A 25,214-nucleotide genomic window follows, 5' to 3' on the forward strand; every position below is an offset into this window, starting at 1 on the left:
CTTATTCTCTTTTAATTTTATCACGGCCAATTTTATCATTGCCTACTTTATCATTTCCAATATTATCTCCTGTTCCCTGTTGATTGGCGAGTTCTTGATTAATATTAACGGTGGTATGGTGATCTTTTTGCAGGCTTTGACCGATAATCGAAAATAGCTCACTAACTTGCATTTCTAACGAGTTAATTCTTTGGCGATCTTTGTCGCTAACAATAGCAAATAATTCTTTAGCTTGTCGCAATTCTAATTCAGCAATTTCTAATTTATTTTTGAGGGCCATTACTTCAAAGGGATCGCTTAGCAAGCTTTCGGGAGGAAGTTGACGGGAAATGACCCTGATATAATCAGTAAAGGTTTTTTCTATTATCTCAGGTTTTCCGTCGGGTATGTCAATAATCATACGGAGTAATAGGCCCTCTTGTTCGATTTTAACTTTAATATTTTGATTGGGATATTTAACACTAAGAATATGACTAAAGTAGGACAAAATTGAGTTTCCTGCTGTCCAATATTCGGGGGGAAATTCTATACTACGTTCAATTTTTAAAGGGTTATTATCTTGATAGTAAGATGATTGCTGACCGAGAAAGTAACCTCTGATAGCATATATTCCCTTGTCTGTAATTTTTACAGGAGCATTTGTAATCGGGTTATTTCTTACATTTAACTCTTCTAAGTTTTTGATTGTGATAATTGCTTCTGGAATCTCGGTAATTTGGTTAGAACCGAGGTTAAGCTCTGTCAGATTCTCTAGCTCAGCAATCACGTCTGGAATCTCACTAATTTGGTTTTCACTGAGGTTAAGCACTGCCAGGTTTTTTAACTCAGCAATCGCGTCTGGAATCTCACTAATTCGGTTATAACTAAGGTTAAACTCTGTCAGATTTTCTAACTCAGAGATCGCGTCTGAAATCTCACTAATTCGGTTATAACTAAGGTTAAACTCTGTCAGATTTTTTAACTCAGCAATCGCGTCTGGAATCTCACTAATTCGGTTAAGACTAAGGTTAAACTCTGTCAGATTTTTTAACTCAGCAATCGCGTCTGGAATCTCACTAATTTTATTATAATAAAGGTCAAGCTCTGTCAGATTTTTTAACTCAGCAATCGCGTCTGGAATCTCACTTATTTGGTTAGAACGGAGGTTAAGCTCTGTCAGATTTTTTAACTCAGCGATCACGTCTGGAATCTCACTAATTTTGTTATCCTCAAGGTCAAGCTTTGTCAGATTTTTTAACTCAGTGATCGCCTCTGAAATTTCACTGATTTGGTTAAAACTCAGGTCAAGCTTTGTCAAATTTTTTAGATTGTAAACTTCTTCAGGTAATTCTGTTAGCCTCTGACGCGATAAATCTAACTTTTGCCCGCCTTCCGCCGCCGCTTGCTCAATTATTTTTAATACTGCATCACTTGTCATAACTAAACCTCTTAGAATTTTCTCATTTAATCTAAAATTTCTAATTTTAGTGCGATCACCCTTTGAAAAGATAGCTATTCATCATCATCAGGTAATAAAGGCTTTTGGGCTGAATGTCTAACAAAAAGAATTTGCACTTTATCCTCTGTAACTGTAAATAAAATTCTATAGGTATTCCGTCCTTTACCATAGATAAGCTGTCGAATTTCTTCTGCAAAAAAAGAATTTTCAAAAGCAAGAGAACAACGCGATGGCATTTGCTCCAGAGACAGAATTGATTTGTATAAACCTTCTAGCCAAATTCGGGCCTGTCGAGGAGATGAACAACTTAACCATAAATAAGCATCCTTAATTCCCTGTTCTGCTTCAGGCTGAATAATGACCCGATATTGACCAATCATTGTTCCATGTCCCACTGATCGAACAATTCCGCAAAAACTTCTTCTGCATTCCTACCTTGACCTTGCTTCATTTGTTCAAGGCCACGCTTAAGACCCTTAAGAGTTTCCAGCAATTCAGCCGCCTTGAGAAGTTCCTGATAGGACTCAGCATCCTGTACTACCAGTTCTGCTTTACCATTAACCGTGAGAATCACAGGATGTTTAGTTCGCTTTAAATTTTCTAAAAACTCGGTGGTATTTCGCTTGAAATCCGTGAGAGACCGTATATCTTGGGTTAGCTCAATCATTTTTTTAGCACATAATAGGCATTGAATTATATGCTATCACAAATTCATTCCTTCCCAATGCTCTCTTTTCCCAATTTCATCAAAACGCGATCGCCTTCTCTCACACAATCGGGACTTTGTAAGACTTTATTTTTATTAGATTCTTGCCATTCAGAAACCTTATCAATTGCAAATTGAGTACAATCTTCTAAAATATCTTCTTCTGCCAAAAAATCATCAAAAGACGAACCGATATAAGGATTATTAGTCATTGATTTGCCTCACTAAAGATTGTCTGTTACGAGCAATAATTAAATCTTGATTTTGGGCATCCTAGCAGAACGCTTTCAAAACAGCAAGATTGCAAAGAGAGCGAAAATTTTTCTCACATTCTTCGTCTTGCCCCAGCTAGTTCCCTCTCCATCAAATTTATCATCTTTTCAATCACTCCAGAATCATGCGATCGCCGTTTAGTGAATGAACAATGTGAACCGCGATCGCCATTTTTGTATTACCTCAATTTTGGGGCGGAGTCGGTTTTAAAACACCATTGCGATCAGTATCGTAGATTGATTGTTCTCTCTCAAGGGGGCGATCGCCCAATATCGCTACCCTTCGAGCTATCATAAACTGTATTCAGGTGATCCCCTAGAATCCCATGAGTCAAACTCTAGAACAACTAAAAACATCTCTGTTAGCCTTGCCCGTAAGTCAACAACAATGGCTCCTCGAACAACTCGGTCAAAATATTGCAAAATTAACCTCAGAACGAGAACTAGAAATAATGGCTAACGATCCCCATATCCAAGCCGAAATATTAGCCATTAATGAGGAATTTTTTGAAGTAGAATTAGATGGTTTAGAAACTCTATGACAATCCAGCGAGGCGAAATTTATTTTGTTAATCTCAATCCTATTCAAGGTCGTGAACAATCTGGGAAAAGACCTGTATTAGTTCTTTCTATTGATGCTATTAACAAAATGCCTCTTGTTATAACAGTGGTGATTGGCACAAAAGGGGCAAACATTTTACAGGATTATAAAACAAATGTTAGAGTGTCTCCAGAAGAAAGTGGGCTTCCCCTGGAAACGGTTTTTATGTGCTTTCAAATTCGTTCCATCTCCTCCGAAAGATTTCCAAATTCACCGGCAGGCAAACTAACCCTAGAAAAACTAACTGAAATTGAACAAGCTGTCAAATATTGTCTTGGATTATGATAAAAACAGAAAAATTTTGTCAATGAAGTCGATCGCCGTTTAGCAAATGAACAATGTGAACCGCGATCGCCAAACCACCCATTAGTTAACCCTATTTTTAGGACTTGATGAGATGCTCTTCAATAAAATTCGTATAAACATCGCCAGCCAAGAAAGCCGGTGTCTCTAGAATCCGTTGATGAAAACCAATCGTGGTCGGAATGCCAGTAATTGCACATTCCTGCAACGCCCGTCGCATCCGTTTAATGGCCATATCTCGATTAGGGGCCCAAACAATTAACTTACCAATGAGAGAATCATAGTAGGGTGGAATCTCATAATCAGTATAAACATGGGAATCAACCCGTACCCCTGGGCCACCAGGCGGCAAATAACCACTAATTTTTCCTGGATGAGGACGAAAATTTTGGGTAGGATCTTCCGCATTAATCCGACACTCAATCGCGTGACCATTAAGCTGAACTTGAGACTGATTAAAACTTAACTTTTCGCCTTGAGCAACCCGAATCTGTTCATTAATCAAATCCAAACTCGTAATCATCTCCGTCACCGGATGTTCTACCTGAATACGAGTATTCATTTCCATAAAGTAAAAATTACCCGCTCCATCCACCAAAAACTCTACCGTTCCAGCCCCTTGATACTTAATCGACTTAGCCGCTTTAATGGCTGCTTCCCCCATTTTTTTTCGCAGATTAGGCGTTAAAAAAGGACTAGGAGCCTCTTCCAGCAATTTTTGGTGACGACGCTGAATAGAACAGTCCCGCTCTCCCAAGTGAACCACATTGCCATAATTATCCGCTAAAATCTGAAACTCAATGTGGCGAGGACGTTCGATAAACTTTTCCAGATAAACTCCGGCATTGCCAAAAGCAGCTTCAGCTTCTCCTTGAGCCGCTCTAAATAATCGACCAAATTCACTCTCTTGACGTACCAGCCGCATTCCCCGTCCACCGCCACCAGCCGTCGCTTTAATAATGACAGGATAGCCAATTTTGCTCGCAATTTTTAGGGCTTCTTCCTCCGAGTCAATTAACCCCGGACTACCGGGTACCGTAGGCACACCAGCTTGCTGCATCGTTTTTTTGGCAGTGGATTTATCCCCCATTGCCCGGATCGCTTCCGGTGAAGGGCCAATAAAAATAATTTTATGATCAGCACAAATTTCCGCAAAACGCGCATTCTCCGCCAAAAACCCATAGCCTGGGTGGATCGCTGTGGCATTACGAGTCAGAGCCGCCGAAATGATATTGGGAATATTGAGATAACTTTTACCACTCGGTGGTGGGCCAATACAGACACTTTCATCCGCTAATTGAACATGGAGGGCTTGACGGTCAATGGAAGAATGGACAGCAACAGTAGAGATCCCTAATTCTTTACAACTATGCAAAATCCGCAGGGCGATTTCCCCTCGGTTGGCAATGAGAATTTTGGAAAATTGCATTGTTTAATCGTGCAGCTGAAAGAGTCTATTTAGTAGGATATCTGGTTTGGTTAACAAAAGTTACCCAAGGACTCGTTTTCCGTTCTCAAGCAGCAGTCAATTGAGCACCGAAGGCAATTAGGGTCGCCTGTTGAGCCTCTGTCAGATCGCGAATGTTTTCAATGATCATTTGTTCGTAGGGGCGTGACACTCTCCATTGGTGTCAACTTAATGTGTAACTCTTGCTGATTAAGGCTTTGAAACTACTTTAGAGCATCTCATTGAGCCTTATTTGTCAGTACTTGCGGCCATAACCCCTGATTAATCGTTGATTGATGATGTGTTAGCACCGCCTAGCCTATCCTACAATCCTTACTTAGGGCTTGCTGAATAAGTATAGAACCCTTGCCAGATAATGCTTTCAAGCATTTTAAAAACGATCAGGTGCAAGGTTATGGCCTTTGGAGGCTCAAAGCCCATGCACGTCGTTGGAAAACTGGGGGTTGAAATTGGAAACTACTCTCTGAAGTCACCATTTTTCGCCTCCTGTGGCATCTAGTGGTCTGTCAAGCTAAAGATTGTGAATTTGAGGGAAAATGGAGAGGCTATTCATTACCTCAACAGATATCGTAATAAGTAACCATGCTCAAGACCTATATTGTCCGATTAAGTCAAGAAGAACGTCAGACCCTAAAAGATTTGGTATCCATCGGCAAAGGAGCGGCTTACAAAATTAAGCACGCCAATATTCTGTTAAACATTGATGTGAATGGACAAGGATGGACGGATGAGGAAGCTGCCGCCGCCTTTAGTTGTCACCGTAACACAGTCGCCAATCTCAGGGAGCGATTGGTCAATGAAGGTGTGGAGTCAGCATTAAGCCGCAAGCCCCGCAAAACGCCGCCTCGTCAACCGATTATTGATGGAGAGGTAGAAGCAAAACTAATCGCCTTACGTTGTGGAGAACCGCCTGCTGGTCAAGCCCGTTGGACATTGAGGTTACTAGCCGACAAGGCGGTCGAGTTAGAAATTGTGCCAGCAATTAGTCACGAAACCGCGCGTCAAGTGTTAAAAAAAACGAACTAAAACCTCATCTGCGACAGATGTACGTGATTCCACCAGAAAAGAGTGCCGAATTTGTGTCTAACATGGAAGATGTTCTAGAAATTTATCACCGACCCTATGACCCCAATTGTCCAGTGATTTGCATGGATGAGCAACCTATACAATTGGTCAAAGAAACCCGCCTTCCTCTACCAGCCAAACCTGGACAGCCAGAGGCGCATGATTACGAATATGAACGCAATGGAACAGCCAATATCTTTATGTTTACAGAACCCTTGTCTGGGTGGCGAAAGACAGTTGTCAGTGAACGTAGAACATCGGTTGACTGGGCAACAGAAATTAAGAATTTACTCGATAACGACTATGCTGATAACGACAAAGTCATTTTAGTATGTGATCAGCTAAATACTCACAAACTTGCCTCACTATATGAAGCATTTGAGCCTTCCACGGCTCGTCGTCTAGTCGAACGGTTGGAAATTCACCATACCCCAAAACATGGCAGTTGGCTTAATATTGCTGAAAACGAGCTGTCCGCAATGACTCGGCAATGCCTAGCTCGTCGAATTCCAGATCGGGAAACTTTAGAGCAAGAAACAACGGCTTGGTACACTCAGCGCAATCATTCCCAAAAGTCGGTAGATTGGCAATTCACGACGGCTGAGGCTCGTATCCGTCTCAAGCGTCTTTATCCACAAATAGAAAATTGACAGACCACTAGGTTCGTTTTGTGGACTTTTTCAGCAGACCCTACTTAGTAAGAGTTTTGGCTTAAGTTGCACACCAATGAGTCTCTAAGTCCTATACTCTCTGAATTCGGGAGCCAAACCCCTACCCAAATTAAGGTAGCTTTAACAAAGGGTTAATTAACGGATTTCGTCTAAAGGCCTATCATCAGACATTATGCACTTCAAAATTGAATAGGCCACCGCTACGCTAAACCGTGTTTGGAATCAAATAGATCAAATTAAAGTTTCTCATACATATAATTTTGAGAATTTCAACTAAAATAGTTTAAATACCACTCTCAAGATACCATACGATCAAAAAGACTTTTATCTCCAAAATATTTTTAGAAGTATTCCTATGGCAATCGCAACCATTAATCCCAACACAGGCGAGTTAGTCAAAACCTTTGTTGCCCATAGTCCAGAAATTGTTAATGCTAAATTGGAACTTGCCCAGCAAACCTTTAAGCATTATCGTCATCTGGATTTTAGCCAACGTCGCCAATGGTTACTCAATGCCGCCATCATTCTCGAACAGCGCAAAGTAGAACTGTCCGAACTGATGACCCTCGAAATGGGTAAACCGATTACCCAGGCGATCGCCGAGGTGAATAAATGTGCATTGGGTTGTCGTTTTTATGCCGAAAAAGCGGCTGAATTTTTAGCGGATGAATTAGTAACGACGGATGCCAGTCAAAGTTTTATTCGCTATCAACCGTTAGGGGTGATTTTGGCTGTCATGCCCTGGAATTTTCCTTTTTGGCAAGTTTTTCGTTTTGCGGCTCCAGCCTTAATGGCAGGCAATGTGGCGGTTTTAAAACACGCTTCTAATGTTCCCCAATGCGCCTTAATGCTAGAAGAAATTTTTCGAGAAGCTGGTTTTCCAGAGGGGGTTTTTCAGACTCTTTTAATTAGTGGGCCAGCCGCTAGTCAACTGATGAGCGATCGCCGCATCAAAGGAGCCGCCTTAACGGGCAGTGAACTCGCAGGAGCCAGTTTAGCCTCGGCCGCCGGCAAAGAAATTAAAAAGACGGTGTTGGAATTGGGCGGCAGTGATCCCTTTATTGTGCTGGAAAGTGCGGACTTGGAACAGGCGGCCAGCGTGGCAGTTTTTGCTCGGATGCAAAATAATGGTCAATCCTGTATTGCGGCTAAACGTTTTATTGTGGCAGAAACCATCAGCGATCGCTTTTTTGACCTATTAACCGCCAAATTGGAACTGCTTAAGGTAGGCGATCCCACTGCTGAAAGTACGGACATTGGCCCCTTAGCCACCGAGTCCATTTTGCAAGATATTGAAAAACAAGTTAACCAAACCCTCGCAGCCGGAGCCAGATTACGCTTAGGGGGTAAACGCTTAGAGCAACCTGGCTATTTTTACTTACCCACGCTCTTAACCGATATTCCACCCACCGTACCGACCTACCGAGAAGAATTTTTTGGCCCCGTTGCCCTTGGTTTTAGTGTTCCCAATTTAGAAGCGGCGATCGCTCTGGCCAATGATATTCCCTTTGGTTTGGGAGCCTCTGCCTGGACAAATGATCCCCAGGAACAGCAACAATTAATTGATGGCATTGAAGCCGGAGCCGTTTTCATTAATAGTATGGTCAAGTCCGATCCCCGTATTCCCTTTGGTGGTATCAAGCGATCTGGCATTGGTCGGGAATTAGGCAAAATGGGCATTCTTGAATTTGTTAATGCCAAAACTGTCTGGATTCAATAGCAAATAGTGGCGTTGCTTAATCAAGGTATGAAAACAAATTTTGCTTTGGATAAGTTTTGTAAAAAAGGGCGATCGCCTTTTTAAATTAGTAACTAAACTGCGTGCGCGAAGCGTGCCTTTGGCATCGCTTAAAATCCGATAAAATAGTGATTAGGTGACATCAAGGAGAAAAATCATCTATGGCAACCACATCCGAAGACATATGGCAAATCTTAGCCGAGTCCGAAAGACAAATTAACAGATTCGGGGCTAAATTTGGCGGATTTACCGAAGGATTAGCTCTACCCTCAATGGAAGCTGTTCTCCGCGACCAATTTGGAATAAATGTAATCTGTCCGAGTGTAAGGATATGCAGAAACGGTGAAGAACAGATGAGAATTGATGTCCTTGCTTATGCTAACGCTCCCATTAATGCTGCCTACATTGTAGATGTCAAAAACCATCCTGTAGAAGACTCGATTACCCAACTTAAAAGCATCCTGCAACGTTTTCGATTTTTCTGCCCTGAACATAAAAATAAACAACTCTATGGCATTTTAGCCGCCGTTGATATGTCTCCTGAATTGCGCCAAAAAACTCTACAAGAAGGATTCTATGTTGCTCGCATTCACGACGAAGTATTTGAACTCGATATTCCTGAAAACTTTCAACCTCAAGGTTATTAACTTTTCTTGATTTATCATTAAACTGCGTGCGCGAAGCGTGCCTATGGCATCGCCCTTTTTCCACTTTACAAAAATAAACTGCGATCGCGTATTTTAAGCTATTTTTCACGCTATATTGGGTTAAATATTGTTGTTTGTCTGGATTTATGAACACTCCCGATCGCCTACTGTTCAATCATTGACTAGTATACTGGCGGCTAAACGGACTACTTTCTCAAAAAAATAGTAGCTAGTGGGAGCAGACAAATACAAAATCTCAATAAGCCAAGAGTTGATTTCTGAATCTTTTATCAAAAATGAGCTATAAAAACCATGAACATCAAGACAATTTGCTTAGGATTAACAGCCTCAACTTTAATAGCTTTGGGATTTTCATCGTCTGTTATGGCTGTTACCGCCACTCTCACTGCCAATGATCCTAATAGCAGGATTAATGTTCATACAGGCCCATCAATTGAATCTCCATTTCCCCAATATGGCTTACCTGGAGATATTGTAGAAATTTTACGGCAAACTAAAGGAAAGGACGGATATACTTGGTACTATGTAAAATTCAAAGTCTCAGGAGCTAAGGGATGGGTTCGACAGGATTTAATTAATTTATCTTCTTCTCCAAATTCATCTTCTCCACAGAATCATAACAATCGTCAGTCAACCGCTAATGCTCAACAGATTTGGACTTATCCAAAGTTCAAACTCATCAACCAAAAGAATAACCTTTCATTGTTTAGTAATATGTTTCCTCGCCACTTGCCTGCTGGTTTTGAAAAAGGGAAAGTTGTTATTGTAGAGTTTGGTAATTTCTGTGATGCTTATGTTATTGCGAAAGAAGGTGTTAGTCTATCAGGACTATCTTTGATTCCGTTCAAACAATACCCAACGATGAATATTGATAGGGTCGTTGGTAATGATTTTCCACCATTATCTAATTATGCGGCTTTTAAAGACGGATTACCTCAGAAGCTTTATAACTCAGGTTCTCTAATCTATGTTATGGGTTGTGGTGGGCGAGTAGATGGACCAGAATTTCGTAAGGAGGTTAAAACCTCTCAAAGATCAGAACTTCCTGATGGGAGAAAGGCTTTCTTTTCGAAGTCGAATGGGTTTCGATGGAAACCTTCCTGGTGTGTATTTGAGAAAGAATCTGAAAGTCAATCTGCTTTTATTTGTGTTGGCGTTGCTAATTCCCCCAAAACAGCCCTGGAAGTTCTAAAGTCGATTGTTAGCAAATAATTGGTTTTATTACAATAGCGATCGCCGAATTCTTTTAAGTTTTATTTCTTTTATAACAATAGGTACATTTCCCATGAAAAAAGTTTTATTTCCTTTGGTAACAGCATTAATGGTAGGATGTTTGCCCATGCAATCTGTTATGGCTAAAAAGCCTCAAGTAACTAATAATTATGATAGAGACCTCAAGATATGTACTGATTCAGTCAAAAATATAAAAATAAACCCTCCTGATAAAGTATATCGCTATGAAGAGACTAAAGTGTATCGCTATAAAAATGATTTCTCTTTTAGCTATCCGCGTGAATATCATCTTGAAAAGATGGGTACAGCATGGAATGAAGGAAGAGATGGTTTAATAATATATGATCCATACAACTGGAAGTATGGTCAGTGTAAAAAAAGCAATAATATACAAGATGATGAGCCATTACATATGGCGGATATTTCCATAATTAAGGCTCCTAATCTTCAGCAATATAAGAACTCAATGCAATCATATGCTTACTCTGATTTTCGTATTGAAAAATCAAACAATGGCTATCAAATAGCAAAATATATAAGTCATGGTATGAACGACTTATCCTGTGTGGCATTTGAACATCCTCGTAATCTTTATCTAGTCGCAGTTTGTGGTTTATTGAGTCTAAATGCACGTTCAGTTGATGATAAACCTGCATTTGATCGCATTGTATCTAAATTTTGTTTTCGGCAACCGAATAGTGACACCCTTCAGGATTGTGGTATCTGGAATAATTTAAAAAGAGATGAAGTCGCTCAACGTTTAGATGAGTTAATCAAAAATTCAAATCTTGTTGCACAAGAAGGCCTTAATTTGTGTGGGCCTGCGGCATTCTTTCAGATTTGGCTCAAACGCGATCCAGAAGCAGTAAGACGTTATGTTACGGAGTTATATAATACTGGTTCCAGTCATATTGGCAATCTTAAGATTACAGCTAGTGAAAAACTAAGAAGTCAAAACTTTGACGACGTAAAGAAAGCCGTTAAAGAAATTCAAGCTACAGATTGGATGATGATGACTGCTTTAAGAAGTACGAATTATCCCGAAACATATAAAGGAACTGATAATACTTGGTGGCAAACATTGCTATCATCTACTCCAACTGGCACAGTGGTTGACTGGTTAAAAGCAACAGGACTATATACAGAAGTTCAAGATAAGACCTTTTCTATTTATCCTGTTCCCATAAATCTCGATGCTTATCGTCATGCTACGTTGGAAGATGCTCAAGCTTTAGGTGATCCTTCTAAACAAGATATTATATTGAGTATTAAGCCTGGTATTTTAGGGGTAGATAGTTGGGGTGGTCACTTTATTGTGCTTGAAGAAACCCCGACTTTAGTAGAAGGCGACAAGGTAAAACTAAAGTATTGGACATGGGGCTATTCAGAAGTTCAGCCTCTTACATTGTCTAAAGAACAATTTAAAAAAGCTTACTTTGGTGGAATTGTTGCCACACCAAAAAAATAATTAGTGCGCTCTTTTTTTGAATGAACAATAGATAATTGACAATGTATAATTATCAACTATTAATGTCGGGGTTTGCTTTCTTAATCCAGAAATATTGGACTTAGAAACTAAGCCCCTACCCAAAAACTCAACCACCACATCGGCAGTTTTTTCGTGACACTCTTTAGTAGTGAATCTAACCGTTGGTATTCCCTCACGCAACATTAAGCGATCACCCGACGTTATTCTGGCTTAATGTGTATAATTTATATGGCAGAATGATATGCGATCTAGCTTCGATTGGGATGCTCAAAGAAACGCTGACAACCGAGCAAAACATGGAGTGGACTTCGAGACCGCTCAATATGCCTTCCTCGATCCCCATCGTTTGATTGTCCATGATGCCAACCACAGCAAAACAGAAGAACGTTGGTTTTGTATAGGCAAAGTCGAAGGGTGCGACTTTTAGTTGATGAAGGAAAAGAAAAGTGTTAACATGAGATGAAAAGTGACAAAGAGGAAACAATGATGACAGCAAAACTAATTAATGTAGAGGGTTCAAAGATAAAAATAGAACTAACATTAGAACTAAGTCGTTCAATGTTGGATACAGAAATAAATATTCAAAAAGGCTTAAACGAAGTAGGTTGCATCGCCAGCAAAGAAGCCTTGAAATATTTAGATACAGATGGTTCACCCTTAAAAATCGGTGAAGAAATCTGGAAGAGTAAGGGAGAGCAACCGAAAGAATATCAAACACCTTATGGTGAGGTTATAGTGAATCGTCATGTATATCAGCGTTCACCTTTGAGGAAAAACGTATTGCCCCTTAGAAAGAGAAGCAAGGATAATCATAACATCAACGCCATTATTGGCAAAACAGGTATCCTCAAAAATGTCAGGGATGGCAGGCAAAGAGGTGAAAAATGATTTATTAGAAAATCATGGTAGAAAAGTAGCGCTATCCTATATCCAAAGATTGAGTGAAGCAGTAGGAAGTGTGGTACAGGCAAAAGAAGAAGCGTGGAGTTATGCCCCGCCCAAGGAGGATAGCCAAATTGCAACAGTGGGAATAGGATTAGATGGAACCTGTATGCTGATGTGTGAGGATGGCTACCGTGAAGCAATGGTGGGAACCGTTTCCCTATACGATAGTGAGGGAGAACGTCAACATACAATCTATCTAGGTGCGGCACCAGAGTATGGAAAAAAGAGTTTTCTAGAAAGATTAGAAAGAGAAATTGAGCGAGCGAAAAAACGTTATCCAGAGGCAACATTGGTCGGGATAGCAGACGGGGCAGAATCAAATTGGAAGTTTTTAGAAAAGCAAACGGAAGAACAGATATTAGATTTCTATCATGCCTCTGGTTACTTAGGTGCCTTGGCAGAAGCGTTGCATCCGAATACCGTGTCAAAACAAAAAGAATGGTTGACTGAAAATTGTCGAGAACTCAAGCATGAAAAAGGAAAAGCAGGAGAACTGCTAAATCTGATGAAAGAAGTCAAAGAAGAAAAAAGTCATTCTAAGAATCTTACCGAGAAACTACAAGCGGCGATTACTTATTACGAGAATCATCAGCATCAAATGGATTATGCTGAATACTTAGAGAAAAAGTATCCGATTGGTTCAGGTGTTACGGAAGCAGCTTGTAAGACGTTGGTCAAACAACGATTATGTTGTTCAGGGATGCGATGGAAGGAAAAAGGAGCAGGAATTATTTTGAGCCTACGAGCTTTGGTATTGACCAAGGAACGATGGAGTCAATTTTGGGCAAAACTTGATCAATATGGGTTCCCTGTAGAACCCTGATTACAACAGCTTTTATCAACTAAAGGTCGCACCCAAGTCGAAGATAGAGTTTTAACCGTCCGCTTTACCTAGGGCTTGCTGAATAAGTCTGCAAATCGAACCTAGATGCCACAGGGCGCGAAAAATGGTGACTTCAGAAATCAGTTTCCGATTTTAACCCACAATTTTCTAGCAAAGTGCATGGATTTTGAGCCTTCAAATGCCATAAGCTTGCACCTAATCGTGTTCAAAATGGCTGAAAAGCTTATCTGATAAAGGTTCTGCCTTTATTCGGCAAACCCTACCTATCGTGGCAATGTAATTCGTATATTTGGAGCCGCCGAATGGCGCAAAAGTCGAAAACTCTATGAAAAACATAACTCCTGATCCCGCAGAACCCATTGGCGACCTCACCATCGTCAAAGATTTTTTGCCATCTCCAGAACAATTAGTCCCCAGAAAAACAACGGTACGAGTAACGATGGAATTTACCCAAGAAAGTATTGAATTTTTTAAGCGTGAAGCCAAAAATCACAATGCCTCTTATCAAGCCATGATTCGTAATTTAGTAGATACCTACGCCAAACAACAACAGCAATAAATCTGGAAATGATTGAGTCTCAAAGTGCGATCGCCTATTTCACCCCCAACACGCTCAAAAACTCAGTCACCACATCGTTGTTTTTTCATGGCACTCTTTAGCGGTGAATCTAACTGTTGTTATTCCCTCTCTTAACATCAGGCGATCGCTCCTTTAACCCATGAGTAAAGACCCCTTAGCCGAAGCAGCCAGAGCAGAAATTACCGTTTTGGAGGCACACAGAAAACGGAGTTAACCGAAGTTAAACAGCGTCAACTGCTTTATATTCGCTCCCCGATTGACCGATGGAGGCTTACACTTCCTTGGTTCTAGGGTCTGGGACTTGCCTTTGTCCGTTTTCGCCTCCAATAATCAACTTCCTTGTGGTATCAATTACTGGAAACTTCCGAGTCCGTTCTAGCAATATTTCCTTTGTTTTTTAAAAAACAAGGAGGCGGGGAGTTCAAAATCCTCCCTTCTTGCAGGATACCGTCGGCAACATTGGTATTTGAGTGCAATACGACCCCATTATCTCTGGTAAACTGCTCCCCAGCGCGAGCCTTTTTAAGAGTCTCGAACTGAGAATCGAGTTGTGACGTATCAACACTTGTCAATTCCAACAATCGCGCAACCTACGCGGTTTGAAACTCAATAACGATTGTAGCAAAAAAAAGGAGGGAATTCTGGCGTTGCTTAATCAGGGTATGAAATAGAATTTTGCATACATCTAGAAACCAGTGTGAGTCAATGTTTTAAAAATTGCATCTTTAGAGATTCATACCTCAAGTCAGCAACGCCTAATTTGCATTGGCTACGATTTGAAGATTAGGAGTTGTGTTTTATTGTAGCAAGCTTGTTATAGGCGATCGCCTAGTTATCTTATGGTTAAAAGGGCGATCGCTGACTTCTAGGATAATTTAAGGTTGTCAGGTCAGTATAATAATATTGACTCTCGGCTCACAGTTTGGTAATAATTTTATGACGCTACAAAGTTTAGAACCGCAATTACTCTCTTTAAGCCAAAATGAAAAAACGCGGGCAATTCAGATATTGGCTCAAAGTCTTGGCAATCCTTGGCGGGGCATTCAGAAAACCTTGGAGGTATGTGGTGGCGATGCCTGTATTGGTTCAACTCGTATTTCTGTGTGGGTTTTAGTTAATGCTCGCAATCTTGGTATTAGTGAATCTCAACTTTTAAAAGATTATCCCACTCTATCGGTGGGTGATTTAGCAAATGCTTGGTTTTATGCTTCTATGTATCCCGAAGAAATTGCTTTAGCGATTAAGGAGAATGAAGAAGCCTAATGGTTCGTTTCTATGCAGATGAGCAGTTTCCCTATGAGGTTGTAGAGCATTTACGCAATTTTGGGCATGATGTGCTTACTGTCCAAGAGGCGGGAAACGCTAATTTGAAAATTCCCGACGATCTCGTTCTTGAATTTGCGGCTATTAATAGGCGTGTCATGCTAACTTTAAATCGCAAGGATTTTAAGCGTTTGCATAGATCGGTTCCCGATCATGCTGGAATTATTATTTGTACAGATGACGGAGATAGAATGGCACTAGCGAAGAGAATTCATGCAGCTATTTTGGCAGACGAGATATTGCTAGGTAAATTGGTTAGTGTGGTGCGTCCAATGAAATAGGCGATCACGTTTTTAATTGAGATTGGGAAGGGTAATCGCCTTGTTATCTCATGGTTAAGCACATAAGCGATCGCGCTATATTTTCGAGGACTGCTGTGAAGGTCATGGGTGGGGACTAAGGGTTTTCTATTCTAGTTAAAATACAATCCCTTCGTAGATAAGCTCGATCGCAAACTCAAATTCAAGACTTAATAGGGTAATTGTCTCGCCAGCAATATAGGGATAATACAGCCACATTCTGCCTTCGCCGCGTGTGTAACGCTCTACTGATATTTTGTCGGAGTTGATGAGTAGATACTCTTGTAAGGTGGGGATGGTGAGATAGTTGGTGAATTTCTCACCTCGATCTCTCGCACTGGTTCCTGGAGAAAGAACTTCGGCAGTTATTGTAGGACTTTGGATAAATTTACGCGCGTTGAGATCTTGAGGATCGCAACTAACCACGACATCAGGATAGTAATAGGGGTTATTAGTTGCAACTTGTACTTTGACATCAGCGACGTTGATGCGACATCCGCGTGATCGCACTTTGGGATATAAAGTTCTGTAGAGGTTGAGGGTGATGTCATTATGAGCAAGTGTGCCGCCTGTCATGGCGAATACTTCACCATTGATATATGCATGGCGCAGATCTTGCTGGGGTTCCCATTCAAGATATTCTTTTATGGACATTCTGGGTTGTTGAGATATGGCAAGCATATTTTTCTCTTTGCCTAAGATTCAAGACCAATGAATTATTTTTAGTGTCACAATTTGGTTAATGGCGATCGCTCTTACCTTGCCAGCTTCTTGGACTGTCAGAACGTCATGTCCCATATTCCGAAGTAGTTGGCTGACTGCTCGTGGAAATTGTTCGTCTGCATATAGTCGTGCCATTGGTTAGGCTGCCTCGTTATTTGCAAGAATTACGGCGGTAATTTCTTCGGGATAGGCTTCGGCATAAGTCCAGGCATTGACGAGATCGGCGGCGGTGATGTGGGGATAGTCTTGTAGGAGTTGGGCTTCGGTGATGCCAAGTTGTTGGGCTTCGACTAGTAACCAAACTGCTATTCGGGTTCCTGCAATGCAAGCTTCGCCACCACAAACGCCTGCTGTTTTGGTAATTCCTTTGCCGCTTTTGTTTAGGGTTTTGGTGAGACGTTGCACGATCGCTGCTCGGTCGGCGAGTGATATATTGAGAAGTTGATGTTCGATTTCTTGAATGGTCATAGCGATTTTAGTTGATTAGAACTGTGTTTATTGTAGCAATCTGGTGAAGGGCGATCGCCTTGTCATCTTCTGGTTAAGTGCATAGGTTGTCATAGCTCTAGTCTTTTGGTAAGCCTAAATCGGGTAAATTTTTAACAATTTGAACAGCTTCTAAACTAATAGTAATCACTTTTTTGATGAGTCGCACGATATATTTCATCGTCTAAAGGGTTAGGATCGTTGACAACACCGCTCAATTTTCTACGAGCAAAATAAATCTTTGCTTTCTCCATAAACTAATTAACGTTTATCAATAGAGTTATCTAAAATATCTTGGAATAAAACTTTTAAGTCCCTACTGCCATGAATGACTCGAATAATTTTAATACCATTTTCAGCAGGATAGTAAAAAATAATATAGTCATCTATCACAAATCCTCGTAAATCAGGATCGAGCCAGGCGTAACTCTTGGACATACTCGGAAAAGAAGAAGCTAGCTTGCATTTCTCTCGCACCTCATCAAACCATTGACTAGCCAATCTTGGGTGAGTTTGGGCAAGAAATTCACAAATTTCTTCAATTTCTTCTATTGCCAAATCAGAAAAGCTATAATAACTCATACCTAATTACCTTTCATCTGTTTTAATTTCTCCTCAAGGCGTTGAAAAACAACTTCTCCATCAGTTATTTTGCCTTCTTCCATTTGCTGTTTACCTTCTAAGATTTTCTCGCGTAACCAAATGATTTCTTGTTCCTTTTGTTCATTTTCTTCCAAAAGTTGAAAAGCAGTAGCCAATAACTCCTCAGTGCTTTTGTACTTACCTTGTTGAAGCTTATCCATGATAAATTTTTCTTGCTCTTGTTTTAGTGTAATAGACATAAGCTTTGTTCCTAACAATAAAGTTTAAGATAGAAGTGTAAACGTTGCACTTCTGAGATTATGGAGACGGCGACGAGGATTTTCTAACGAATATATTAACACTAACTCCTACCTGAATGCCAAAAACATTATGAGTCGTTCCCGATAATTTGGCGATCTTCCTGGTAAGAGATTGTTTCTGGGGTGGGAATGTCTTGAAGTAATCGCTCTAGGGTTTCAGGGAGTTGCTCGCCTAGTTGTTGTAGTTTTTCGCCAGGGCGATCGGGGACTTCTAGGATGATTTGCATGGTTTGTGATTTGGAGATTGTAAGTTGTGTTTATTGTAGCAAGCTTGTTATAGGCGATCGCCTAGTTATCTCATGGTTAAGTTTATACGCGATCGCGTTTGTTTTGACGGAATATGATCCTTATTGCTTGAGGTAACATAAGACAATTTGTTACAATCTTGTGTAAGTTCATTTAGTTCATTTTATGGTTTAAACTGTATGACTTTTCAGAAACTTCACGAACAAGTACTAATGCTTCCTGAAGATGATCGTTGGGAATTAATCGATATCTTAATGAAATCTCTGCGGTCAAAACCTGCATTGATGAATAAATACAAGGGCATTGCATCAAGTTTAGTGGGTATTGCGAAGATTGATGCGCCTGCACCTACGGATGAAGAGGTTAAATCTATTTTAGAAACAAGGCTCTTGCAGAAGTAATGAAGGTCTTATTTGATACAAATGTCATACTAGATGCGGTGTTGGCGCGTGTTCCCTTTGTCGAAAATGCGGCGTATCTTTTAGAGTCTGTGGAACTAGGCAGGATTCAAGGGTTTATCTCTGCTACGACTGTTACGGATATTCACTATCTGGTAAAGCGTCATACTAAAAGCACAGAAATAGCGATCGCTATGATCTCAAAGTTATTGATTTTGATGGAAATTTGTGCGGTAGATCGCGGGGTAATCCAACAAGCGGTGGATTTGGGGTTGACTGATTTTGAGGACGCTGTGCAGGTTGCGGCGGCAATGAGGGCAAGTTTAGATGCGATCGTTACTCGTGATGTTGCGGGGTTTGTCGGTTCTCCAATTCTGATTATGTCGCCTGATGAGCTGGTGAAGCAGCTAAGTTAAATCATTGTCGTAAGTTTGTCAAAGGCGATCGCCTATCTCATGGTTAAGCGCATAGACGATCACTTTTATCATATTCCTTGTTAAAATTGTAATCTTGGATCTGAAATTGCGAAATGCTAGTGATAAAAATTTAGAATAGAATTTTTATCAAGTGTCAAAGGCTAATCATATTGCCGTCTTTATCGTATATTGGAAATACATATCCTGCGTGTAGACAAAATCTTAAGAATTTTTTGATTCGAGATATTTCATTATTTTGTCCCTGATCTAAACATTGAACATAAAGATTAGCAAACCATGCAAGTTGTGATATCCAGTTTTCCATTTCTGGGTGTTTACTTAAATTACCAAACTTTTCGCGGATGAATGATATTGCTATAGGCATTGTTTCTTCAGTAATAAGATCATCCATAACTGCTGCACCCCAAATATAAAGGGGATTATTTATAATTGATTCAGGTTTTAGATAGGGTAGATCTGGAACTAACTCTTCAATACTTGATAGAATGCTTTCTGCCAAAGGAGTAATTTCCTTTCTATCAACAGAAATCTCGAAAGGAAAGTTAAAGTCTAGAGATTCAGATCGTAAATCTTCTCCGCAAGATTGTTTTACCAACAGAGAATGTTCTTTAGATAGATCAATAGGATTAGGAGACAATGACATGAGATCATTCAACTTACGTTTTATGCCAGGAGTCTTTAGAATGAAAGAACTTTCTTTATTGAGTTTATGGTTGTACATAAAAGAGAAAACAGCAAAATGCTCATCTGTCATATTTGTGAGTTTATCTTTTTTGTGTATTTGATAAGCTCCATAAATAGAAGAAAACATATATGCATATAATCGCTTGTACTGATAGCACATATCATCAATGAGAGGATTGCCAATTAAATAGTACAGCTTTTGATTAATTCTATCAATATTGCATTCGCCACCCTTAATAAGCCAAGGTGGAACTTCTTTCAGAAAAAAACTCAATTGGTGATAAATTTTTATGACAAGATCTTCGCCATTTTCCGATTCCACATTAAATACTACTGCCGTACTGCCTACACCCGCAAGTCCAGTAACCTTCCATTTTTCCCGAATCTCCATAAAGTCATCAGGTAATTCAAATCTTAATGATTTTAACCAATCTTCGTCAAGCATAATAAACCTCAATTGTTCATTTATAAATTAGCGGTTTCTTGTAAAATCCAATCGTAGGTTCTAATCCGAATTCCCATTAAGTTATCGTTTGTCGATTGAATTTTTTTAAATACTTCAGGTGATAAATTTATTCTTCTGCCTAAGACTATATCACCAAAAAAATCTGATTTGAAATCTGGCAATGATTCTCGTGCTATCTTTAGATTTTGAGAAACCCAATTACGCAGTAGGTTAATATTGTCAATGCATTGCTCTATTGAATTTAAAATATCGCCATCAACTATTCCAAATTGAACAACACGCCATGAATGACGATGCGTTGTTGGGTAGTATTTACTTATACAAATATCAAAAATGTGGTTGTTTAGAGGACAATCCCATAAAATTAATGAATCTATTTCACAATCAAATGCCCGTTGTATTATTTTAGGGTGTTTTTTAAAAAATGCACGGATACTTGAAGGATCTGATCTCCTAGATAATAAATTTTCAAGTTCGCTTTTGACGGTTTCACTTTTTACGCTTTGATAAATTATATCCCCAATATGAATATCTTTTCCGTCAGCAATATTAATGTTAAATTTAGCAAGCTGCGCTTTAACTTCGGGATTTCCATCCTTAAGTAACGAAGGCAAAATAATCATATCTGCCTCGGTATGACTGCCTTCTAGAAATCGCGCAATGATACCGTTTAATTGCTCTGAGTCCATCATCTTAACCTTGAGATTAGAGGGTTAATGCCGCCGTCCAAATGTCATTTGTTGTAAACGTCACCAATATGCAATCCATGAGCCTCATTGATATTATTGATGTATTTACCGTTCTGTATAATGCTATCACCAATTTTGTTGATTTTCCGACTTTCCTTAGACTTCACCTCATCCTCTCCTTTTTCAGACAAACCCTTACCACCCCTCAATAACGCGATCGCAAAATCACCCGTATCAAAATCAAAATGTGGCGTTTGGTCGCGATTATAAACCTGTCTCGTCGTCTCAGGCACAGACTTACCCAAATAATTCATTAAATTGGAAACCCGCACCACGAGATCGCCCGCCTGATTACCCGCCCCCTGCAACGCCTCCAAAAAGTGAAACGTATAGATACTCAGTGATTGATCCTTGAGAATCCATGAGTTTTGATGCCCCTCCGAAGACGTAAATACAACTCGACCCTTACCCCGTTTCAGATCCTCAATTAACCCCTTAGAAAACGCCACACGCTCAAACCCATCAAACTCATCCATTAACTCAGCATCCTTAGAAGTTGCCATTCCTGCCGCATGACAGCTATCAATCACAACTAACAACCTTTCAGCCTCAATCTCGCGTATCGCATTTGTAAATACTTCAGCCGATAATGCCGACTCAGCCAACTTACTCGGCTTCACATCATGTTGTATCAAATAGTAGCAATTATCAGCTTTATCAACCCATCCATGCCCCGAATAATAAACGATAACAGTAGCCTCACCGTCAGATTCCACCTTTGCCTTCAGCCAGCTCAAACCCTGTAAAATGCCATCACGAGTAGCTTCATTATTATTAAGTATCCGAATCTGGTCTGGAGGATAACCACAAAGATCGCGGTCAGTTAGCACCCCATAAATCGCTTGCGTATCCTTAACCGTTACAGGCAAAGACAACTTTGCATATTGTGACTCGCCCACACCAATCAACAAAGCATAACCATGATTAAACGTTTCAGCCATCGTCTTGCCCCATAAACTAGCTTTTATTTTAATCGAAAAATCACATTTTAAAGATACTTTGAGTGCGATCGCCGATTTGATAAATTAGCTTAACAATCAGTTACGTTCCTTAACCTAAGTTATGAAAGTGGCTATCTTAATTTTTGAGTTTTAATAATTAACAGGCGATCGCTGTTTGAGAGGTTGAAGAAGGGCGATCGCGAATAAGTTAATAAAAAAGCTGGTTAATCATCCATTTGCCAGGGTTCCAAGAGATTATTTTCATCCAAAATACGCTTGGGCCGCAACACAACAATAACTTGACCTAAAAGAGCAACCGTAGGCGAACTTTCAAACCATTGAATAGCAACGGAATGATCAGAATCATCATCACTGATTAAAAAATAACTATTTTCATCCCAAGTCGTTGCCGCCCGATCAATAACCACTAACATCGTTTCATTTTTGCTGGTTAGCGTCTCAGAAACCTGGCTACCTTGACAAAAAAAGGCGAGGGGATCCACCGCTTTGAGGACAATTTGCCAACCCGGAAGCGGAACTAAAGCTCCTGAACCGTCATACTGCGCGACTCCAAAGGGTTCGGCGATCGCCAGGGGAGGTATGGCTGCAATCTGTTCACGACTGAGGGGTAAGCTGCCGGCCACCGGCACAAGACGAGAAACTTGCTCCTCCTGTTCAAGGCGATAGAGAGGCACTAGGGGAGCTTTTTTAGCGGAAGAAACCGTGATATCAGATAGTAATTGTTCGATCGCCGCTCTAGCAGTGGCAGAATGGGCAAATTTTAAACCCTTAGCAATGAGACGAGTTCGGGCCGCTAAATCCTTATTTTGTTTAGCTAATTTCCAGCACTGATAGGCCAGGGCATCACCAGGATGATTGGTAAAACCCGATGGCAATTGGGAAAAATGGGAAAAATCCTGAACGGCCCTGGCCAATTCCTTGGCACTTTCTGCATCTAGCTTTTGTGCCTGGGCTGTGATAGCAGCCGTCGCCCGTTGAACTTGGTTCAAAATCCGCAATTCGTAGAGTACATCACTCTTGGGGCCGAGGTAATAATTGAGGATGGTTTCCTCTACCGCTTCCCGTACTAAAGACTCATAGACCTGGGCGGCGACAATAATTAAATTTTGCTGAACCGTCTGAAATCCCGTTTGTTCAAAAATCGTCTGAGGGGAAAAACCCGCTTTTTGCAATTGTTGACAGGCTTTGCCCCAATCTACCCAGGTTCCCTCCTTATGCAGTAGGAAGCGTAGGAGTTCAGTCGTCGTTTCTTCAGAGAGTTGGGAAGGGTTGGAAGGCAAATTGTCGTTCATTGAAAGATTAGCAAAGATTATTGCAACCGAAGGAAATCTTCAGTTAAGTTTCATTGTAATAGGGATAGACTAGATGGTATCAAAGCAATTTACCCTCGTTCTAACGGCGCGAAACTGCCAAGATTGATTACTTAGGACTTTTTTCATGTCTAGCCTAAATCTCCCTCGTCCTCCGGCTCCCCAATATCAACGCGATCAACCGACTCGATTGGCCAGTGATAGTGCTTTAGGATTGGTTTCTACGAAGAGTTTTCCGGCGATCGTGGGGACAGCAGATATGATGCTGAAATCTGCCCAGGTAACCCTGGTGGGTTATGAAAAAATTGGTAGTGGTCATTGTACGGCAGTAGTACGAGGAAAAATTGCCGATGTGCGCCTAGCGGTGGAAGAAGGGGCCAGAACCGCAGAACAATTCGGTCAGTTAGTCTCAAAATTGGTGATTGCCCGTCCTATGCCCAATCTGGAGGCCGTTTTTCCCATCGGTAGTCATTTAGTGGAATTGGCTCAACAACAACAGGGCTATAGTCGTCTCAGTAATCGTTCTATTGGCTTATTGGAAACCAGGGGCTTTCCGGCCATGGTAGGGGCCGCAGATGCCATGCTCAAGTCAGCAGACGTACAACTAGCCTCCTATGAAATTATTGGCGATGGTCTTTGTACGGCCATTATTCGAGGCTCGGTGGCCAATGTGGCAGTGGCGATCGAAGCGGGAATGCAGGAAGCAGAACGCATTGGCGAACTCCATGCCGTGATGATTATCCCCCGTCTTTTAGAGGATTTGGAACATACCTTGCCGGTAGCCAGCTATTGGTTAGATGAAAAAGAGCCGTTACCCATGTTGCTTCCCAATGCTGTCCGCGAAAAACAACGAGAGTTAATTGCCCTGCCGGAATTGGAAAAGGCGGTGATGGCTCGTCCTCAAAAACTTGTACAGCCCACGGAAGATCGCCTACTTTAATGTCAGACTGTCATCCGATCGCTGATTTATCCAGGATGCCAACTCAACAGTGGTTTTCCTGTGCGATCGCCTTAGGGAGTAACCTGGGGGATTGCCAGCAAATCTTGGTCGCCAGTCTCAAGCAGTTGTCAGCATATCAGGGGATTCGTCATCTCCGCCATTCTCATTGGTACGAAACCCTGCCCGTGGGGCCACCCCAACCCAATTATTTAAACGGTTGTGCCATCCTAGAAACAAACCTATCCCCTCAAGCCTTATTGGCCGTACTGTTAAGCATTGAGGAACAGTTTGGACGGGTTAGAAAAGAACCCTGGAGAGCTAGAACCCTAGACTTAGATTTGCTGTTATACGATCAATGGCAACTGACTGGCCCTAACCTGCACATTCCCCATCCCCGTATGCGAGACAGAGCTTTTGTCTTAATTCCCCTGGCAGAAATCGCGCCAAATTGGATAGATCCCGTTTCTCAACAAACGATTTTGGAACTAAGTCAACGGGTAAATGCCGATGGAATTTTACAAGTCGTTATCTAGGGAATTTAAACGTGATCTTACTCTTTTTTATCTTGCACCTTTTTTAGTTTGGTACGATTCGATGAAAAATACCACTCCTCAAGTCTTAATCCTGGGCATTTCCCCCCTAATTAAAATTACCCTGATCAGCCTTTATGGTGTTCTGACTATTCCCTTACCCTTTCTAGCCGCTTTTACACAAGTTGCTATTTCTCCTATGGTTTTATGGCTAGGTATTGGTTTAGGATTGATTTTTCTGATCGGGGCTTTGAGCGAAAAAGTTATTCTAGATGAACAAGGTATTCAAGTTACCTATCCCGCTTGGCTTGCCTGGATTTTGCGGAAAAATTGGTCATTACAATGGCTAGAAATCAAGGCTCTTAAACTCAGAACAACGGGTCAAGGCGGTTTCGTTTATTATTTCACTACCATCCAAGAGGATCGAGCCTATTTATTACCCATGCGTGTGGCTGGTTTTAAGCAATTAGTGGAATTTGTTCAAGCTAAGACCCAGATCGATACGACTGACATTAAACCACTTGCCCAACCATGGATGTATTTTATCCTTTTAGCTCTAACTATTTTTTTAGGCTTGATAGATGCTTGGACAATCTGGACAACTCAGCAATTATAGCAATTTTCATAAAAGTGAGTTACGGGCAAGGGGCTTAAGCCCCTTGTTAGCAAGACTTGTAGAGATCTCACCAAAGTAAAAAACGCTATATCTTAATTGATTATTAATTACCCTGAAATTAG

At 40.8% G+C, this 25,214-nt stretch carries 30 protein-coding genes and 1 pseudogene; 16 read left to right on the forward strand and 15 right to left on the reverse strand.

All coding sequences use genetic code 11. From position 1 onward, the window contains the following. Position 1: 1 nt before the first annotated feature. The 4 genes from KA717_34620 to KA717_34635 form a co-directional block, all read right to left on the reverse strand. Positions 2-1,417, reverse strand: a complete 1,416-nt coding sequence (locus KA717_34620) for a leucine-rich repeat domain-containing protein (protein UXE60596.1) — start codon at positions 1,415-1,417, stop codon at positions 2-4. Between the two features lie 74 nt (positions 1,418-1,491). After that, positions 1,492-1,818: a type II toxin-antitoxin system RelE/ParE family toxin gene (locus KA717_34625; protein ID UXE60597.1), complete on the reverse strand. Its 327-nt coding sequence runs from the start codon at positions 1,816-1,818 to the stop codon at positions 1,492-1,494. Continuing rightward, positions 1,815-2,105, reverse strand: a complete 291-nt coding sequence (locus KA717_34630) for a type II toxin-antitoxin system Phd/YefM family antitoxin (protein ID UXE60598.1) — start codon at positions 2,103-2,105, stop codon at positions 1,815-1,817. The genes KA717_34625 and KA717_34630 overlap by 4 nt, the downstream gene beginning before the upstream one ends. A gap of 44 nt (positions 2,106-2,149) precedes the next feature. Beyond that, positions 2,150-2,356, reverse strand: a complete 207-nt coding sequence (locus tag KA717_34635; GenBank protein UXE60599.1) for a hypothetical protein — start codon at positions 2,354-2,356, stop codon at positions 2,150-2,152. A gap of 386 nt (positions 2,357-2,742) precedes the next feature. On the opposite strand from KA717_34635, the gene KA717_34640 reads away from it, so the two are divergent. Together KA717_34640 and KA717_34645 are read left to right on the forward strand one after the other, a co-directional pair. Next, positions 2,743-2,958: a hypothetical protein gene (locus tag KA717_34640; protein ID UXE60600.1), complete on the forward strand. Its 216-nt coding sequence runs from the start codon at positions 2,743-2,745 to the stop codon at positions 2,956-2,958. Beyond that, positions 2,955-3,302, forward strand: a complete 348-nt coding sequence (locus KA717_34645) for a type II toxin-antitoxin system PemK/MazF family toxin (protein ID UXE60601.1) — start codon at positions 2,955-2,957, stop codon at positions 3,300-3,302. Before KA717_34640 ends, KA717_34645 begins: the two co-directional genes overlap by 4 nt. 97 nt (positions 3,303-3,399) lie before the next feature. On the opposite strand, the gene accC is transcribed toward KA717_34645, so the two are convergent. Next, positions 3,400-4,749 carry an acetyl-CoA carboxylase biotin carboxylase subunit gene (accC, locus tag KA717_34650; protein UXE60602.1) on the reverse strand — a complete coding sequence of 450 codons (1,350 nt, stop codon included), beginning with the start codon at positions 4,747-4,749 and terminating at the stop codon, positions 3,400-3,402. Between the two features lie 621 nt (positions 4,750-5,370). On the opposite strand from accC, the gene KA717_34655 reads away from it, so the two are divergent. The 9 genes and pseudogenes from KA717_34655 (at position 5,371) to KA717_34695 (ending at position 15,625) form a co-directional block, all read left to right on the forward strand. Continuing rightward, positions 5,371-6,503, forward strand: a protein-coding gene (locus KA717_34655; GenBank protein UXE60603.1) for an IS630 family transposase whose coding sequence is annotated in 2 segments (ribosomal slippage) — positions 5,371-5,794 and positions 5,794-6,503 — 1,134 coding nt in all. Because the reading frame shifts where the segments join, the coding sequence is not laid out codon by codon here. 376 nt (positions 6,504-6,879) lie between these two features. Next, positions 6,880-8,244 carry an NAD-dependent succinate-semialdehyde dehydrogenase gene (locus tag KA717_34660; GenBank protein ID UXE60604.1) on the forward strand — a complete coding sequence of 455 codons (1,365 nt, stop codon included), beginning with the start codon at positions 6,880-6,882 and terminating at the stop codon, positions 8,242-8,244. Between the two features lie 179 nt (positions 8,245-8,423). Continuing rightward, complete coding sequence (locus KA717_34665) at positions 8,424-8,909, forward strand: DUF3782 domain-containing protein (protein UXE60605.1); 486 nt, start codon at positions 8,424-8,426, stop codon at positions 8,907-8,909. A 312-nt stretch (positions 8,910-9,221) separates the two neighbouring features. Further along, a complete protein-coding gene (locus tag KA717_34670; GenBank protein ID UXE60606.1) occupies positions 9,222-10,142 on the forward strand; it encodes an SH3 domain-containing protein in 921 nt (306 codons plus the stop codon). Further along, positions 10,129-11,631, forward strand: coding sequence for a hypothetical protein (locus KA717_34675; GenBank protein ID UXE60607.1), 1,503 nt, complete (start codon positions 10,129-10,131; stop codon positions 11,629-11,631). The genes KA717_34670 and KA717_34675 overlap by 14 nt, the downstream gene beginning before the upstream one ends. Positions 11,632-12,138: 507 nt before the next feature. After that, a pseudogene (locus KA717_34680) lies at positions 12,139-13,420 on the forward strand (ISKra4 family transposase). Positions 13,421-13,766: 346 nt separating this feature from the next. Further along, a complete protein-coding gene (locus KA717_34685) occupies positions 13,767-14,000 on the forward strand; it encodes a hypothetical protein (protein UXE60608.1) in 234 nt (77 codons plus the stop codon). 957 nt (positions 14,001-14,957) lie between these two features. Next, positions 14,958-15,284: a DUF433 domain-containing protein gene (locus KA717_34690; protein ID UXE60609.1), complete on the forward strand. Its 327-nt coding sequence runs from the start codon at positions 14,958-14,960 to the stop codon at positions 15,282-15,284. After that, entirely contained in the window at positions 15,284-15,625 is a 342-nt protein-coding gene (locus KA717_34695) for a DUF5615 family PIN-like protein (GenBank protein ID UXE60610.1), read from the forward strand. The genes KA717_34690 and KA717_34695 overlap by 1 nt, the downstream gene beginning before the upstream one ends. 135 nt (positions 15,626-15,760) lie before the next feature. On the opposite strand, the gene KA717_34700 is transcribed toward KA717_34695, so the two are convergent. The 6 genes from KA717_34700 to KA717_34725 form a co-directional block, all read right to left on the reverse strand. Continuing rightward, a complete protein-coding gene (locus tag KA717_34700) occupies positions 15,761-16,297 on the reverse strand; it encodes a Uma2 family endonuclease (protein ID UXE60611.1) in 537 nt (178 codons plus the stop codon). Positions 16,298-16,345: 48 nt separating this feature from the next. Continuing rightward, on the reverse strand, positions 16,346-16,501 hold the full coding sequence (locus KA717_34705) for a DUF5615 family PIN-like protein (GenBank protein UXE60612.1): 156 nt from the start codon (positions 16,499-16,501) through the stop codon (positions 16,346-16,348). A 3-nt stretch (positions 16,502-16,504) separates the two neighbouring features. Beyond that, a complete protein-coding gene (locus KA717_34710; protein ID UXE60613.1) occupies positions 16,505-16,771 on the reverse strand; it encodes a DUF433 domain-containing protein in 267 nt (88 codons plus the stop codon). Positions 16,772-17,113: 342 nt separating this feature from the next. Continuing rightward, positions 17,114-17,434, reverse strand: coding sequence for a type II toxin-antitoxin system RelE/ParE family toxin (locus tag KA717_34715; GenBank protein ID UXE60614.1), 321 nt, complete (start codon positions 17,432-17,434; stop codon positions 17,114-17,116). 2 nt (positions 17,435-17,436) lie between these two features. After that, entirely contained in the window at positions 17,437-17,694 is a 258-nt protein-coding gene (locus tag KA717_34720) for a type II toxin-antitoxin system ParD family antitoxin (GenBank protein ID UXE60615.1), read from the reverse strand. Positions 17,695-17,822: 128 nt separating this feature from the next. Next, positions 17,823-17,981 carry a hypothetical protein gene (locus KA717_34725; GenBank protein ID UXE60616.1) on the reverse strand — a complete coding sequence of 53 codons (159 nt, stop codon included), beginning with the start codon at positions 17,979-17,981 and terminating at the stop codon, positions 17,823-17,825. A 231-nt stretch (positions 17,982-18,212) separates the two neighbouring features. On the opposite strand from KA717_34725, the gene KA717_34730 reads away from it, so the two are divergent. After that, entirely contained in the window at positions 18,213-18,401 is a 189-nt protein-coding gene (locus KA717_34730) for a hypothetical protein (protein ID UXE60617.1), read from the forward strand. Beyond that, on the forward strand, positions 18,401-18,814 hold the full coding sequence (locus tag KA717_34735; protein ID UXE60618.1) for a PIN domain-containing protein: 414 nt from the start codon (positions 18,401-18,403) through the stop codon (positions 18,812-18,814). The genes KA717_34730 and KA717_34735 overlap by 1 nt, the downstream gene beginning before the upstream one ends. A gap of 154 nt (positions 18,815-18,968) precedes the next feature. Here KA717_34735 and KA717_34740 read toward each other — a convergent pair whose 3' ends face one another. From KA717_34740 to KA717_34755, 4 genes are all read right to left on the reverse strand, one after another. Beyond that, on the reverse strand, positions 18,969-19,964 hold the full coding sequence (locus tag KA717_34740) for a hypothetical protein (GenBank protein UXE60619.1): 996 nt from the start codon (positions 19,962-19,964) through the stop codon (positions 18,969-18,971). A gap of 20 nt (positions 19,965-19,984) precedes the next feature. Beyond that, complete coding sequence (locus KA717_34745; GenBank protein ID UXE60620.1) at positions 19,985-20,677, reverse strand: hypothetical protein; 693 nt, start codon at positions 20,675-20,677, stop codon at positions 19,985-19,987. A gap of 41 nt (positions 20,678-20,718) precedes the next feature. After that, positions 20,719-21,675 (reverse strand): caspase family protein, encoded by a 957-nt coding sequence (locus tag KA717_34750; GenBank protein ID UXE60621.1) that lies wholly within the window; start codon positions 21,673-21,675, stop codon positions 20,719-20,721. A gap of 224 nt (positions 21,676-21,899) precedes the next feature. Beyond that, entirely contained in the window at positions 21,900-22,988 is a 1,089-nt protein-coding gene (locus tag KA717_34755) for a hypothetical protein (GenBank protein ID UXE60622.1), read from the reverse strand. A 145-nt stretch (positions 22,989-23,133) separates the two neighbouring features. On the opposite strand from KA717_34755, the gene KA717_34760 reads away from it, so the two are divergent. The 3 genes from KA717_34760 (at position 23,134) to KA717_34770 (ending at position 25,092) form a co-directional block, all read left to right on the forward strand. Next, a complete protein-coding gene (locus tag KA717_34760; protein UXE60623.1) occupies positions 23,134-23,946 on the forward strand; it encodes a carbon dioxide-concentrating mechanism protein in 813 nt (270 codons plus the stop codon). Beyond that, positions 23,946-24,479 carry a 2-amino-4-hydroxy-6-hydroxymethyldihydropteridine diphosphokinase gene (gene folK / locus KA717_34765; protein ID UXE60624.1) on the forward strand — a complete coding sequence of 178 codons (534 nt, stop codon included), beginning with the start codon at positions 23,946-23,948 and terminating at the stop codon, positions 24,477-24,479. Before KA717_34760 ends, folK begins: the two co-directional genes overlap by 1 nt. A gap of 61 nt (positions 24,480-24,540) precedes the next feature. After that, on the forward strand, positions 24,541-25,092 hold the full coding sequence (locus KA717_34770) for a hypothetical protein (protein UXE60625.1): 552 nt from the start codon (positions 24,541-24,543) through the stop codon (positions 25,090-25,092). Positions 25,093-25,214 lie beyond the last annotated feature (122 nt).

The organism is Woronichinia naegeliana WA131, assembly GCA_025370055.1.
In the GTDB taxonomy this organism is placed as follows: Bacteria; Cyanobacteriota; Cyanobacteriia; order Cyanobacteriales; family Microcystaceae; genus Woronichinia; species Woronichinia naegeliana.

Coding starts and splice junctions, on each gene's coding strand:
- KA717_34620 (UXE60596.1), bottom strand. CDS start 1,417: ATGACAAGTGATGCAGTATTAAAAATAATTGAGCAAGCGGCGGCGGAA.
- KA717_34625 (UXE60597.1), bottom strand. CDS start 1,818: ATGATTGGTCAATATCGGGTCATTATTCAGCCTGAAGCAGAACAGGGA.
- KA717_34630 (UXE60598.1), bottom strand. CDS start 2,105: ATGATTGAGCTAACCCAAGATATACGGTCTCTCACGGATTTCAAGCGA.
- KA717_34635 (UXE60599.1), bottom strand. CDS start 2,356: ATGACTAATAATCCTTATATCGGTTCGTCTTTTGATGATTTTTTGGCA.
- KA717_34640 (UXE60600.1), top strand. CDS start 2,743: ATGAGTCAAACTCTAGAACAACTAAAAACATCTCTGTTAGCCTTGCCC.
- KA717_34645 (UXE60601.1), top strand. CDS start 2,955: ATGACAATCCAGCGAGGCGAAATTTATTTTGTTAATCTCAATCCTATT.
- accC (UXE60602.1), bottom strand. CDS start 4,749: ATGCAATTTTCCAAAATTCTCATTGCCAACCGAGGGGAAATCGCCCTG.
- KA717_34660 (UXE60604.1), top strand. CDS start 6,880: ATGGCAATCGCAACCATTAATCCCAACACAGGCGAGTTAGTCAAAACC.
- KA717_34665 (UXE60605.1), top strand. CDS start 8,424: ATGGCAACCACATCCGAAGACATATGGCAAATCTTAGCCGAGTCCGAA.
- KA717_34670 (UXE60606.1), top strand. CDS start 9,222: ATGAACATCAAGACAATTTGCTTAGGATTAACAGCCTCAACTTTAATA.
- KA717_34685 (UXE60608.1), top strand. CDS start 13,767: ATGAAAAACATAACTCCTGATCCCGCAGAACCCATTGGCGACCTCACC.
- KA717_34690 (UXE60609.1), top strand. CDS start 14,958: ATGACGCTACAAAGTTTAGAACCGCAATTACTCTCTTTAAGCCAAAAT.
- KA717_34695 (UXE60610.1), top strand. CDS start 15,284: ATGGTTCGTTTCTATGCAGATGAGCAGTTTCCCTATGAGGTTGTAGAG.
- KA717_34700 (UXE60611.1), bottom strand. CDS start 16,297: ATGTCCATAAAAGAATATCTTGAATGGGAACCCCAGCAAGATCTGCGC.
- KA717_34705 (UXE60612.1), bottom strand. CDS start 16,501: ATGGCACGACTATATGCAGACGAACAATTTCCACGAGCAGTCAGCCAA.
- KA717_34715 (UXE60614.1), bottom strand. CDS start 17,434: ATGAGTTATTATAGCTTTTCTGATTTGGCAATAGAAGAAATTGAAGAA.
- KA717_34720 (UXE60615.1), bottom strand. CDS start 17,694: ATGTCTATTACACTAAAACAAGAGCAAGAAAAATTTATCATGGATAAG.
- KA717_34725 (UXE60616.1), bottom strand. CDS start 17,981: ATGCAAATCATCCTAGAAGTCCCCGATCGCCCTGGCGAAAAACTACAA.
- KA717_34730 (UXE60617.1), top strand. CDS start 18,213: ATGCTTCCTGAAGATGATCGTTGGGAATTAATCGATATCTTAATGAAA.
- KA717_34735 (UXE60618.1), top strand. CDS start 18,401: ATGAAGGTCTTATTTGATACAAATGTCATACTAGATGCGGTGTTGGCG.
- KA717_34740 (UXE60619.1), bottom strand. CDS start 19,964: ATGCTTGACGAAGATTGGTTAAAATCATTAAGATTTGAATTACCTGAT.
- KA717_34745 (UXE60620.1), bottom strand. CDS start 20,677: ATGATGGACTCAGAGCAATTAAACGGTATCATTGCGCGATTTCTAGAA.
- KA717_34750 (UXE60621.1), bottom strand. CDS start 21,675: ATGGCTGAAACGTTTAATCATGGTTATGCTTTGTTGATTGGTGTGGGC.
- KA717_34755 (UXE60622.1), bottom strand. CDS start 22,988: ATGAACGACAATTTGCCTTCCAACCCTTCCCAACTCTCTGAAGAAACG.
- KA717_34760 (UXE60623.1), top strand. CDS start 23,134: ATGTCTAGCCTAAATCTCCCTCGTCCTCCGGCTCCCCAATATCAACGC.
- folK (UXE60624.1), top strand. CDS start 23,946: ATGTCAGACTGTCATCCGATCGCTGATTTATCCAGGATGCCAACTCAA.
- KA717_34770 (UXE60625.1), top strand. CDS start 24,541: ATGAAAAATACCACTCCTCAAGTCTTAATCCTGGGCATTTCCCCCCTA.